The organism is Planococcus notacanthi, assembly GCF_030407825.1.
Classification (GTDB): Bacteria; Bacillota; Bacilli; order Bacillales_A; family Planococcaceae; genus Planococcus; species Planococcus notacanthi.
In genome coordinates this window covers 1,071,255-1,084,519 of sequence record NZ_JASDCQ010000001.1, presented here as the reverse complement: position 1 = coordinate 1,084,519, position 13,265 = coordinate 1,071,255, and the positions used below count along the sequence as shown (strand labels likewise).

The following is a 13,265-nucleotide window of genomic DNA, read 5'->3' as shown; positions in this document are numbered from 1 at the left end:
TAGGAAATGGAAAAGAATAAAAAAAATCATTCTAATCACGATTCTCACTATGAAGACACGGATCACTCTGAACATGTTGGGCATAGTTACCATGAAACTCAAGTAAAAGAGGGCATTCATGATCAAAGCAGTTCATCTCAGCAACACAATCATCATGAGCATTCCAATGATAGCGGACATAAGGGTGGACACCATCATCACGGTGATTTTAAAGGGATTTTCTTAAGATCACTGCCGATTGGCATCCTCATTCTGTTATTGTCGCCGATGATGGATGTTCGGCTTCCCTTTCAATTCACTTTTCCGTACTCGGATATTTTGGTCGCTGTATTGGCAACCATCTTATTAATTTTTGGAGGCAAACCCTTCTTTCAAGGTGCAATAGACGAATTCAAACAACAAGCACCGGGCATGATGGCCTTGATTTCGTTAGGGTTGTCGGTTTCATACCTGTACAGTATTTATGCAGTACTTGCCCGCTATGCGACGGACGGCCACATCATGGATTTCTTCTTTGAATTCGCTTCGTTGCTCTTAATTATGCTTCTTGGGCATTGGATTGAAATGAAAGCTGTCGGTGAAGCAGGAGATGCGCAAAAATCACTTGCTGAGCTTGTGCCAAAAGATGCACATGTGGTATTGGAGAACGATTTGATTGAGACGCGTCCGGTCGCCGAGTTGAAAGTTGGAGATCTTGTCCGGGTCCAAGCTGGCGAAAACGTTCCAGCTGATGGCCTCATCAAAAGAGGAGATTCCCGCATCAATGAAGCTTTATTGACGGGAGAATCCAAGCCTGTTGAAAAAGGAATTGGAGACACAGTAATCGGCGGTTCGACGAATGGAGAAGGGGTTTTGTATGTAGAAGTGCGAGAGACGGGCGACCAGTCTTTTATTTCCCAAGTTCAAACCTTGATTGGACAGGCTCAAGATCAGCCTTCAAGAGCTGAAAATTTAGCTCAAAAAGTAGCCGGCTGGCTATTTTATATTGCAATTGCAGCGGCCCTCATCGCTTTTGTCGTCTGGTTGTATATTGCAGACATTCAAACCGCTATTCTCTTTACAGTCACCACGTTGGTTATCGCTTGTCCGCATGCACTCGGCCTGGCGATCCCTTTAGTAATTGCACGGAGCACCAGTTTGGGTGCAAGACGCGGGTTGTTGGTGAAAGACCGTGAAGCATTAGAGCTCGCCAATAAAGCCGATGTGATGATATTGGACAAAACAGGCACATTGACGACTGGGGAATTTAAGGTATTGAACATGGAAACATTGAATGTCCAACATACCGAAGCTGAAATCGCAGCAATCATGGCAGGTATGGAAGGGGGATCGAGTCATCCTATCGCCCAATCAATTGTCCATTACGCTGAGAATCAAGGTATTCAGCCTGTCCGTTTCGATTCGATTGACGTCGTGTCAGGAGCGGGTGTGGAAGGCAGCGCTAATGGCCGCAACTATAGATTAATCAGTCAGAAGACATTTGGAAAAGACGTGGCGATGGATGTTCCGAAAGGGGCTACATTAAGTATATTGGTCGAAGACGGAAAACCAATTGGTACGGTCGCATTAGGTGATGAATTAAAAGAAACGAGTAAAACACTGATACAAGCGTTGAAACATTACCACATACAACCGATTATGGCTACGGGTGACAACGAAACAGCTGCCCAAGGGGTGGCCGAAGAACTGGATATTGAATACAGAGCGAATCAATCCCCACAAGACAAATATGAGTTAGTTGAATCACTAAAGAATAAAGGGCAAACTGTAATCATGGTAGGCGATGGCGTAAACGATGCACCCTCTCTCGCAATTGCAGACGTTGGTGTAGCAATCGGAGCCGGCACTCAAGTCGCTATCGATTCCGCAGATGTAATTTTGACGCAATCGAATCCAGGCGATATCGAATCCTTTATCGAATTGGCCAATAAAACCACCAGTAAAATGAAACAAAACCTTTTGTGGGGCGCCGGTTATAACTTTATTGCAATTCCTGTAGCTGCGGGAATTTTAGCCTCCATCGGGATTACGTTGGCTCCTGCGGCAGGAGCGGTTCTGATGTCAGTGTCAACCGTTATCGTCGCGATCAATGCAATGGCGTTGCAACTAAAGAATTAAATCTGTTTGATCTAGTTTTGATAACTGGAAATGAGAAATGGTGCCTTCCAAAAGTTGAATTGCTTTAACTTTGGAAGGCACCATTTTGCAGTAAACTAAAGTCCAATAGAGGTGTGAAAGCTTTGAATGATTGAATCTTATTTATCGGTATCATGCAAGTAATTATACGCAGTCCATTAAAAATAATGAAGCTGTTAATTAAGTATTATCTCTCTGTTTTTAAGGCTTCAGTTTTTACTAATCCCATATGCCAACCATTTATGAAGAAAGATTGTAATAGCACATTATGGAAAAAGAATGCGGACAACGATAGACACATTCTGCTCATAACGTTGTCAGAATACTAGCTCATATAAGGAAGTGTCATTGATAATAAATCTTTGAAATAATATAATTTAAGTAAGAAAGCGCTCTCAGTCGAGGTTGAATGGAAATTGCTGCATAATTAAAAGGAGTGTTATGACAAAAAATTCTGTACAGGCTGCAAGGCAACATTCAAGTTTTACTAAAAGGAGCATTCATCAGATGGAACTACCACGGGGGAAAAGTTATATTCGAATTGACCAGGTCAGCCAAGAAGATATAGATAAGTTGATTGCCAGGGTTAACAGCTGTTCGTGGCGGCAAACGTTTCATATCCAACCCGTTTCTGGGCTTCTCAATGATCCCAACGGTTTCTGTTTTTATCATGGTGAATATCACTTGTATTATCAATGGCATCCGTTAGGGCCTTTTCATGGCTTGAAATATTGGTATCATACCAAATCAATAGACCTCGTAAACTGGACGAATGTCGGAATTGCGATTAAGCCTGATGAATATTTTGACAGCCATGGCGCATATTCAGGAAGTGCCGTTGAGCATAACGGAAACTTATATTTGTTGTACACAGGCAATACACGAGATGAGAATCTTGAAAGGCATCCTTATCTGTGTATAGCCTTAATGGATGATGACGGGAATATCATTAAATCGAAAAAATCAGTTCTTGATAAAGTCCCAGCGGGGTATACAGAGCATTTCCGTGATCCGAAATTATGGAAAGAAGACGACAAGTTTTATGCGGTAATAGGCGCGCAAAGAACCGATAAAACAGGCTGTGTCTGTTTATTAAGTTCATCTGATTTGCTGGAATGGAATTTTGAAGGAGAGCTGGCCACAAACTTGGACCACTTCGGTTTTATGTGGGAATGCCCGGATTATTTTGAAATGGAAAATAAGGGTATCCTGGTTTTCTCTCCGCAGGGACTTGATTCTATTGGGGATCTGTACCAAAACATATACCAGGCGGGTTATGTGCTGGGTGAAAAGGTTGATCTGAAACGGCGGGTATTGACTCACGGAAGTTTTATTGAACTTGACCGCGGTTTTGATTTTTATGCTCCGCATACAATGAAGGATCCGAGCGGCAGACGTCTTATGGTCGCTTGGATGGGGTTGCCGGAAATCGAATACCCCAGCGATATCAATGGATGGGCCAACTGCTTGACCATCATGAGAGACTTATCGCTTCGCGACGGAAAACTGATACAAAAACCGGTTTCTGAACTTCAGTCACTCCGGAAAAATAAAGTCGAAGCAGAAGATGAAATTACAGATGAAAAGAAAATGTATGAGGGAATCTCAGGGGTCACTTATGAGCTTATTTGTGAGTTTGAACAAAGAGACGCCCTGGAATATGGCATAGAATTCCGTGCTGGTGCTGAAGAAAAAACGGTGATTAAATATGATGCAGCCCAGGGCAAAATTATAATGGACCGTACACTATCGGGCAAAGTGATTGGAAGCAAGTATGGAACAGTAAGGAAGTGCCAAATTGTGGGAGATGTTCGCAGGTTTCATTTGTTTGTTGATTCTTCATCGGTAGAAATTTTCGTGGACGATGGAGAAGAAGCGTTTACCGCCCGGATTTTCCCGGAAATTAGAAGCCAGGATATTCGGTTTTATGCAACTGGCGGTACTGCGGCGTTCAAAGCAGTGAAGTGGGATTATTAATAATTGAGAGTCTTCAGCGGATGATGTACTGAATTTGCATGAAAATGGAGAGCATGGCTTTTCATTTTATAGAATCTTTCCACAGATTTTCTTCTTGGAGCCACAGAAGTATATGCCAACTGGTTCCAAAAAAATTTAAGTGAAGATAGGGGAGCAAAATATGAAGAACCTAAAACCATTTTTAATGTTTCAAGGGGGTATTGCGGAAGAAGCTATGAATTACTACACATCCCTCATAGAGGATTCAGAAATTAAAAACATCACTCGATACGGAGCTGAAGGGCCGGGTGAAGAAGGAACAGTTATACAAGCTGTATTCTCGTTAAAGGGGCAAGAATTCATGTGCATTGACAGTCATGTGGACCACGATTTTACGTTTACCCCGTCTTTTTCCATCTATCTTACGTGTGATACCGAAGAGGAAATTGACAGCTTATACAATAAAATGATAAAGAATGGCAAAGTACTTATGCCTATAAATAACTATGGTTTCAGCAAAAAGTTCGGATGGCTGGTTGATCAGTTCGGCGTATCTTGGCAGTTGAATTTGCCGGAATAATCGGGGTGTAAATGGAGTATGAAACATCTTGCCAGCGAGCGCTAATCTAGCAATAAAGATTAGCGCTCTTTTTCATATAATAAGAAGGTTAATTAAGTAACTTGAGGAAGGTATATTTTTGAGAAACATCATATTTTATTATTGGTTGCTGATCGTTCCGTTTATATTATTTTCAGGTGCTATTTTGGATTCTCTGGTACTGAAAAATAGGCATGTGAAATATGTAAGTATAGCTGTCAGGAAACCCGCGGCAAAGAGAATACTGCCGGAAATTAAAAAGGTATTTGTATAAGTTTCGATAATCATCATGTATTGGCTGGTGTCAGCGATACTATTTTCTTGGTTTATGAGCCAAGATTCCCCTAAAGAAGTTCCAAATGCAACACTAGAAAACATCAATATTAATCCAACAATAATCAACAAAAGGGAAATGGCCCCTAATCTGAAAATATGCTTTTGCAGCATCAAGATTCTCCTAACAACTATAGATTTTTTTACTTAATCAATTTATTCAACTCAACTATACCAAATTTAATTTTCCAGCTATCAAGCTGGTTGGATGTAGGAGTTCAGTTTTTTCTGTATTGATGTATAGTTGGTTGTAAATAAAATATAAGTGTTTTCCTTCGTGATGATAACTAATCTATCGGTTGTGCCATATGGTGTTCCAAGTCTTATTGCCTGTTTTTCTTTTCCGCCATAGGTGTCATCCGTAGTAACTGCTAAAATATCACTTATTGGAATTGTTACCTTTGTTAATAGCCATCTAATCACGACATCAGAATTTACTTTTTTTACAAATATCCCAAACATAATATCGCTCCATTCAGTAATTAACTTATTTTAACATATTATGATAATTTAAACTCTTGATTCATTAATTTATCTGCAAAATGGCTTAAAATAATAGATTAAGAACGGAGAAGTGCTGACCGATTATAAAATTCATGAAAAGGGCCTTCTGTAACTCGAAAGGCCATTAACTTATTGGAAATCCCTGATTATCCAAAAGTATAACCAGCCAAGCGAATCAACTGGAACAGCATTTCAGTGATATGCGCGAATGGAAGGAGTTAAACGCTGTCTAAATAATTTGGATTTCAGATAGGAGAATTGAAAAAGAAAGATCATTATGAAGAAATCAAAACGGAAATTATTAAGTTCATGCAGTAAAAAGGGGGAGCCTTCTGTGAGTAAAAAAGGTGGATAATTATTTTTTGTGTGTTGTTGGGAATATACATGGTCTATTCGGTGTTTATTAGTAATGAGCCCTTGTGGGTTAGAGCTCTTGGGTTAATTATTGTTATGATGTGGGGGATGCTAACGCCAATTATTGGTAAGAAAAAAGAGATATAATCAGACTATAGTTAGGAGGAATTGAATTGAAAAAACATGGCATGATGTTAGGTGTTTCAGCAATCTTTTTACTGTCAGGATGCGGAAGCACAGAAGAACCGGAAACCAAAAGTCCTCAGAGCGAAGTTCAAGAAACACAAACTTCATCAGAAGAAGTTACTGCTGCAGACGATGAGTCAGAGGAGGATGTTATTCTGGAATCTCCTTACAAAGAAATTAAACAACATTTTGATCAATGGGAACTTCCAGAGGGAGGTGAAGAAGGAGAATTTGTTAATAGCGTAACTTATGAAAACGGCTATACATTTGATAAGGATACGAAGGCCATGATCGCTCGCAGCTGGGGAAAAAATGGAGAAGAGCCTCAAGCGACTGAAGCGCAAGAGGTCGGCATTATAATGGGGCGCCTTCTTGACGCTGCCGAAATTCCATCACCTGAGAATCGGACAAAAGGAAATGCTTCAGGCCAAACTGAACCTATCGTGCAAAGACTGGAAGAAGTGAAAGAGTTGAATGATTTTGAACCATTAGAAGAATGGATCCTTGAAACAGAAGAAATCTTTAAAGCCTATGATGATCTTGAAGATGAAGAAAAAGCGGTTGTTTACACGAAAGGCTACGAAGAGCTTCAAAAAATGGCCGATTTAATTAGTAAAGATGGAAAGGAACAGGGCAGTTGAGGAAAATTATTTTTGCAGCACCATTTGTCATTTTTGCTTCTTTGGCAGCTGTAATTGCCTGGGTGAACCTTGCTGCGGTAGAAGGGGGAATCCCAGAAGATTATTCCAAAGAAGATGCAGAGAAGTTTAAAGGGGAAGAGTACATAGAAACGGCGTGGAATCATTGGAACTACGGAGGCGGTTTCGCTGACGAAAATTATGAAAAGAATCTCACCTTTATTGCGCTTAGGGCGATTGACGCTAAGCAAATGGAAGCGTTGGGATTAAGTAGAGAAATATTAGAACTCCAAAAGATATTAGGGCTGATAGGCGGAGAATTAGGAATGTTATCAGATGAAGAAAAAGAAACTTACTTTACTGTGTTTGAAGAGAAACTAGATGCGGTATACGAGTCCATAAATTAACAAAAAGGGAGCCATAATTGGCTCCCTTTTTGTTAGTTTCCACGTCGTTTACTTAGATTTCCGAATCTCGGCTTCATTAGCAGATAAATGGGTGTATCAAAGGTTTCAAAGTTGTTTGATCAAGCTAAAGCTTTAATAATATTATAGCTGTTTTTAGTATAAACATATCCTTCTAGAATCAATCTAGCGGTGCGAACGACTTTTATATTCCCAATGTGGCCAGCAATTAAATCTACTTTCGTTTCAATGATTCCTGAAGGATGGCCTAAGCGCAACACGGTATTTTCGACTTGGATAACATCATTTAAAATGGTATCTGTTAAAAACGCTCCTGCTGTTGTGCAAATAGCGCCAGTGATTGCTAATGCCTGATGAGGTTTTTGCATGGACATCATTCGAATTCGACAATCCATATCATCTGCTTTCCTCTCAACATGGTTAATATCCAGATAATTTTCTGGAGGTGCGATAATGGTGAGTTTAGGCACAGCAGGTGATTTTACAGTAGCTTCTTCTTTGGTTGAAAACAAGCAAATTTCAGCTGCAGCTGAACGGATTTCTTCTAATTCTGCCAGTTTTTCCACAGTAAATTCATGCGGCAGTTCAGATCCCGTCAAGCCGACATCTTGTGCTTTCACAAATACTAATGGGTTGGCGACGTCAATGATGGATACTTCAAGAGGCCCTTTCTTCGTATCCAGCAGATCGATCGGATTTCCACTCGGGAACAGCTTTCCGGTGACAGCGCCTTGTGCATCTGTAAAGGACAAATAGATTGGGGAACCAGTCCCTGGAACACCAGGAATCGAGCATTGTCCGTCTGTTTTCACTCGTCCATTATCCACCTCGACTTCAGCGATGATTACCTTCTGTGTATTCGTATTGAAGATTCTTACCACAGTCACTGGTTCCACTGCCGCAACCAGTCCTTGCTCTATGGCATATGGACCAACCGCGGAAGAGATGTTCCCGCAATTCCCCTTAAAATCGACCAGCTGATTTTCAATACTCACTTGTGCAAAGGTATACTCCACGTCGATTTCTTTCATCCCCGACTTCTTAATGATTGCAGCTTTGCTTGTTAAGGAGTTTCCTCCTCCAAGACCATCAATTTGCCGTTGGTCAGGGCTCCCCATAATATCCAATAAGAAATTGTCCCAGAGCATACGATCCTCCGGCATTTCACTATAATTGATGAATATTCCTTTACTAGTTCCGCCGCGCATGACGGCAATCGGTACTTTCATAGGATGAACCACCTTTCTGAAAATTCTATTGCTTCTAAAAATAGAATATGGTAATTTATATCATAAGTGAAATAGATATTTTAATGGTCATCCTATAAAAATAACTTATAACATAAATGGAGTGATTGAAATGGATGAAAAAGATTGGGAAGCTATGCAAGTTTTATATGAGGAAAAAAATATCAGCCGAGCTTCAGAACGTCTCTATATTTCTCAACCTGCTTTAACGTACCGCTTAAAAAACTTGGAGAAAGAAGTAGGGACAAAACTTTTCTTTAAAACGAAAAAAGGGATCGAACTGACAGCTGAGGGAATCTATTTAGCGCACTATGCTGAAGAAATGACGACAAAACTTCAAAATACGAAAGATTACCTTCAAAACATGCAGCAGGATATCCGGGGAACAATCCGTTTAGGCGTTTCAAGTAATTTCGCTCAATACAAATTGCCTCCATTGTTGAAGGAATTTTTGACTATTTATCCCAATGTCCAGTTTAGTGTTAACACCGGATGGAGTGCAGATGTAATGGGGTTGCTTAATTCTTCGGGCGTCCATCTGGGAATTTTACGTGGTGATTACAATTGGACGGGATCGAAAACATTGTTACAGACAGAGCAATTATTTTTAATCTCCAAAAAAGAAGTGGATATGGAGAAAGTGCCGGAACTGCCTTTCATCAATTACAAAACGGATAGTTCATTAAAAGACATCATCAGCAAGTGGTGGCATAACCGTTATATCGAACCACCGATGGTCACTATGGAAACAGACAGACAAGAAACCTGCAAAGAAATGGTTAAAAATGATTTAGGAATCGCTATTTTGCCGGAAATTTGCCTTCGACCTTCCGATGAACTTTACAAATACCCTCTGTATTACGAGAACGGAGAACCGGTCACGCGGGACACCTGGTTAATGTACAATCAAGAATTCCTAAAACTATCAACTGTTCAAAAATTCACAAACTTTCTTGATACCCACCCCTCCTTTTAAAAAGTTTGTTGATTTTACAATTAGAGATTAGATTATAAGTTTTTTTGTTCATTTCTAATAAGATTTATCTATTTTACTTATTTGATTAGATGAAATATTCTTATAACTAATTCGAAAAGCAAACGGCCAAGGGTATTATGCTTTGGAATAATTGTAAGCGAATACATTAAAAGGGGGAATTACTATTCTTACATTTTTAGGAGTATCGATGGTTGTTATATTTACGTATCTAATTATGGCGAAAAAAATGTCGCCAGTTGCGGCATTAGTAGTGGTTCCGATATTCTTTGCACTGATAGGTGGATTTTGGTCAGGGCTAGGGGATATGATGATGGAAGGATTGAAACAGGTTGCTCCTTCCGCGGCTTTATTGTTATTTGCGATTTTGTTCTTCGGCATTTTAATCGATGCCGGCTTGTTTGATCCACTGATCAACAAGGTCATGAAAATTGTTAAAGGGGATCCAGTAAAGATTGCAGTAGGGACAGCCGTAATTGCGATGATTGCTTCTTTGGACGGCGATGGGACGACTACCCATATGATTACCATCTCAGCGATGTTAGCGCTATATCTGCGCTTAGGCATGAATCCCTTGGTTTTAGCGACAATTTCTATATTATCTGTAAGTATCGTTAGCGGCATGACACCCTGGGGAGGGCCGGCAACACGGGCCATCGCATCGCTTGGTTTGGATGCCAACGAATTCTTCATACCCATACTTCCTACGATGTTAGGAGGGATGCTCAGTATTTTAGGAGTAGCTTATCTCATGGGGAAAAAAGAACGTGCCCGTCTTGGCATCATAAATGTGGAAAAGGTTCCAGTCTCTTCAGAAAGCATGCTTCAGGTAGCTGCTACTCATGCTGTGGAAAACGATTTGAAAAGGCCGAAACTAATCTGGCTCAACTTGATATTGGCCGTTACAATTATGACAATATTGATCATGGGCTTATTGCCAGCGCCAATCAGTTTCCTAATCGGTTTTGTCATAGCAGCAACCATTAATTACCCTAATTTAAGTCTTCAAAAAGAACGAATTCTTGCCCATTCTGGAAATGCCATTACTGTCGTAGTTCTGGTTTTTGCAGCCGGCATATTCTCCGGCATTTTTTCCGGAACCGAGATGGTTGATGCCATTTCAAATTCTTTGATTTCCATCATCCCAGCTTCAGTTGGTTCGTACTATCCGCTGATAGTAGCAATTACCAGTATGCCATTTACATTTGCACTTTCGAATGATGCCTATTATTTCGGCGTATTGCCGATCTTGGCAGAGGCAGGAGCCGCATACGGTGTCAGTCCGCTGGAAATTGCCCGGGCCTCCGTACTCGGTCAGCCAATCCACTTCTTGAGCCCGCTTGTGGCATCCACGCTATTGGTTGCAGGAATGGTTCAAAAAGATATTGGTGAACTTCAAAAATTTGCATTTAAATGGGCTTTTATCTGCTGCATCGCTATCATTGCAGTGGCATTTATCACCGGAGCAATCTAAAAAAAGGATCCAGCCATTCATGGCTGGATCCTTTTTTTACTTTTTACTCTTCTTTGTCGCTGTCTATAATAATTTGGGTAATCAGCTTCGCCAGTTTCATGACTGTGTGGAGTCGCGTATCGTTCAAAAATTGGGAGCTGGGAAATGGGTCGAGGTAGTTGACAATCCCTTGGAAATGATAATCTCCTACTTCCGGAAGCATTTTCTTAAGGGCCTTTCCGGGAACTAGAGGGCCTTCCTTGAACAGGACATCTCCGACTTGTTCTTTCGTTCCAAGACTGGCGTCAATGCTAATCAAGATTGGATTTTCGTTTTTCTTGTGAATGTCTTTTAAAGCAAGTTTTAAATTAAACGCATGAACCGGTTCCTCTAATGTGCCATGCACAGGACGGGAAATCCCGTTTTCCAGCATCATGCTGCCGATTAATGGGCCGAGAGAATCGCCGATATAACGGTCAGAACCGATACACAAAAAAACTACCTCGCGCTGTTGCTGTTTCGCTTTTGAAAAGATTTCCTTCAATTTTGATTTCAACAGAGTCATTTCTTCTCCATGGGTCTGTTCATTAAAGTGTAAAGGTGCATTTATGGGCACTTGTAAATGTGAGTTTTTATATTTCCGAAAAGTATGCATAAACTCATACCACCCTCGATTAGATTTGCCGGACTGACTATGACTTCATTATAGCTTTAGAACTGTTTGGATGTGTAGAAAATTGCTTTGTTTTTCAAAAGAGGTTTTAAAAGATAAGTAAATGCTATTAAAAAAACAAATTAAGATATAATTATTTTATGATTAAACATAGATATTTTCGATTTTATTTTCTGACAACTTGACTCTATTATAAAAGTAGGAAGAATATTAAGGAGGAATAACAATGACAGAGAAAACGAATGGGTATGATGTAGTGGTTGTAGGAGCGGGGAATGCGGCGTTATGTGCGGCAATTTCAGCACACGAATCGGGAGCGAATGTCCTGGTTCTGGAAAAAGGTCCGAAAGAAAAAAGAGGAGGCAATTCCTTTTTCACGGATGGAGCAATCCGATTTGCCTATAATGGGCTGGATTCCATAAAAGAGATAGTTGCAATCACAGAAGAAGAGGCGGAAAAGATTGAAATGCCGAATTACAGCGAAGAAGATTATTACAATGATCTCATGCGGGTGACCGGAAACCGCAGCGAACCAAGTTTGGCAGGCCAACTCGTCTCAAAATCATATGAAACAATTGCATGGATGAAAGACAACGATATAACATTTGAATTGATTTATGATAATCAGTCGTTCGAAAAGGACGGCAAACGCCATTTCTGGGGCGGGTTGCCGGTAAAGACAGCGGACAAAGGGGTTGGCCTGATCAAGCAATTGAACGAGCGTGTCAGCAAACTTGGAATCGACGTCTGGTACGAATCAGCGGCAGTTAGGTTGAAAAAAGAAGCAGGCCAAATTACTGGGATCCTCATCAATCAAAAAGGCGACGAGCTGACAGTCAACACAAACTCTGTGGTGCTGGCTTGTGGCGGATTTGAAGCCAATAAAAAAATGAGAATGGAACATTTAGGGGAAGAATGGGAGGCAGCCATAGTTAGAGGAACGGAATTCAATACTGGTGAAGGACTTTCTATGGCAATTGAAGCTGGTGCAGCCACTTTCGGCCAGTGGTCAGGCTGTCATTCAATCGGTACAGATTACAATGCCCCAAAGGTCGGAGACTTCACTAAACCGGGAGATATCTTCAAAAAACACTCATATCCGCTTGGAATTATGCTGAACAAAGAAGGCAAGCGCTTTGTTGATGAAGGAGCGGATTTAAGAAATTACACCTATGCCAAGTATGGCCGAGAAATCTTGAAACAACCTGGACAGATGGCAATCCAGATATTCGACGCTCAAGTAAAGCCGCTTCTGCGTAAAGAATATGTTCTGGAAGAGGCATCAGAATACAAAGCGGATACGCTTGAAGAATTGATTGCGCAATTGCCGGTTGACCAGAAACAATTTTTAGAAACGATCCAACAATACAACGAAGCGGTTCAAGAAGGTGAATACAGCCCGAATGAAAAAGATGGAAAAGGGACTACCGGCATCACACCGCCAAAATCGAATTGGGCACTGAAAATTGAACAGGGACCGTTCTATGCGTATCCGGTCACTTGCGGCGTAACGTTCTCCTTTGGAGGACTGCATGTGAACCCGAACGGTGAAGTATTGGGTGAAAACGGAGAGATGATTGATGGATTGTTTGCAGCAGGTGAAATGGTTGGTGGTATTTTCTATGACAACTACCCTGGTGGATCCGGGCTGATGTCCGGTGCCGTATTCGGGAAAATTGCGGGAGCCACAGCCGCATCCCGTTCAAAAAAATCAAAGATAACTGTATAGAAAATCGCATCGATAACCCCCTGGCTACTATATAGCTAG

At 40.9% G+C, this 13,265-nt stretch carries 12 protein-coding genes; 8 read left to right on the top strand and 4 right to left on the bottom strand.

Annotated elements, in window-relative coordinates:
* Positions 1-6: 6 nt before the first annotated feature.
* The 3 genes from QMA01_RS05280 (at position 7) to QMA01_RS05270 (ending at position 4,672) form a co-directional block, all read left to right on the top strand.
* The gene (locus tag QMA01_RS05280; protein ID WP_290214474.1) at positions 7-2,118 is read left to right on the top strand and encodes a copper-translocating P-type ATPase; all 2,112 of its coding nucleotides are present in this window, start codon (positions 7-9) and stop codon (positions 2,116-2,118) included.
* 525 nt (positions 2,119-2,643) lie between these two features.
* A complete protein-coding gene (locus tag QMA01_RS05275) occupies positions 2,644-4,113 on the top strand; it encodes a sucrose-6-phosphate hydrolase (RefSeq protein ID WP_290214473.1) in 1,470 nt (489 codons plus the stop codon).
* 160 nt (positions 4,114-4,273) lie between these two features.
* Positions 4,274-4,672 carry a VOC family protein gene (locus tag QMA01_RS05270; protein WP_290214472.1) on the top strand — a complete coding sequence of 133 codons (399 nt, stop codon included), beginning with the start codon at positions 4,274-4,276 and terminating at the stop codon, positions 4,670-4,672.
* A gap of 138 nt (positions 4,673-4,810) precedes the next feature.
* Here the strand turns inward: QMA01_RS05270 and QMA01_RS05265 are convergent, their stop codons facing one another.
* Complete coding sequence (locus QMA01_RS05265) at positions 4,811-5,137, bottom strand: hypothetical protein (protein WP_290214471.1); 327 nt, start codon at positions 5,135-5,137, stop codon at positions 4,811-4,813.
* 81 nt (positions 5,138-5,218) lie between these two features.
* A complete protein-coding gene (locus QMA01_RS05260) occupies positions 5,219-5,485 on the bottom strand; it encodes a SunI/YnzG family protein (protein WP_290214470.1) in 267 nt (88 codons plus the stop codon).
* 569 nt (positions 5,486-6,054) lie between these two features.
* Here QMA01_RS05260 and QMA01_RS05255 point away from each other — a divergent pair.
* Both QMA01_RS05255 and QMA01_RS05250 read left to right on the top strand, forming a co-directional pair.
* Positions 6,055-6,708 carry a hypothetical protein gene (locus QMA01_RS05255; protein WP_290214469.1) on the top strand — a complete coding sequence of 218 codons (654 nt, stop codon included), beginning with the start codon at positions 6,055-6,057 and terminating at the stop codon, positions 6,706-6,708.
* On the top strand, positions 6,705-7,112 hold the full coding sequence (locus QMA01_RS05250) for a hypothetical protein (RefSeq protein ID WP_290214468.1): 408 nt from the start codon (positions 6,705-6,707) through the stop codon (positions 7,110-7,112). Before QMA01_RS05255 ends, QMA01_RS05250 begins: the two co-directional genes overlap by 4 nt.
* Positions 7,113-7,231: 119 nt before the next feature.
* Here QMA01_RS05250 and QMA01_RS05245 read toward each other — a convergent pair whose 3' ends face one another.
* Positions 7,232-8,359 (bottom strand): 2-methylaconitate cis-trans isomerase PrpF family protein, encoded by a 1,128-nt coding sequence (locus tag QMA01_RS05245; protein WP_203339909.1) that lies wholly within the window; start codon positions 8,357-8,359, stop codon positions 7,232-7,234.
* Between the two features lie 130 nt (positions 8,360-8,489).
* On the opposite strand from QMA01_RS05245, the gene QMA01_RS05240 reads away from it, so the two are divergent.
* Positions 8,490-9,353, top strand: a complete 864-nt coding sequence (locus QMA01_RS05240; protein WP_290214467.1) for a LysR family transcriptional regulator — start codon at positions 8,490-8,492, stop codon at positions 9,351-9,353.
* Between the two features lie 184 nt (positions 9,354-9,537).
* Positions 9,538-10,845, top strand: coding sequence for a CitMHS family transporter (locus QMA01_RS05235; protein WP_290214652.1), 1,308 nt, complete (start codon positions 9,538-9,540; stop codon positions 10,843-10,845).
* A 43-nt stretch (positions 10,846-10,888) separates the two neighbouring features.
* On the opposite strand, the gene yyaC is transcribed toward QMA01_RS05235, so the two are convergent.
* Positions 10,889-11,389 (bottom strand): spore protease YyaC, encoded by a 501-nt coding sequence (yyaC, locus tag QMA01_RS05230; RefSeq protein ID WP_191715756.1) that lies wholly within the window; start codon positions 11,387-11,389, stop codon positions 10,889-10,891.
* Between the two features lie 334 nt (positions 11,390-11,723).
* Between yyaC and tcuA the strand changes: the two genes are divergently transcribed.
* Positions 11,724-13,226 carry an FAD-dependent tricarballylate dehydrogenase TcuA gene (tcuA, locus tag QMA01_RS05225; protein WP_191715755.1) on the top strand — a complete coding sequence of 501 codons (1,503 nt, stop codon included), beginning with the start codon at positions 11,724-11,726 and terminating at the stop codon, positions 13,224-13,226.
* Positions 13,227-13,265 lie beyond the last annotated feature (39 nt).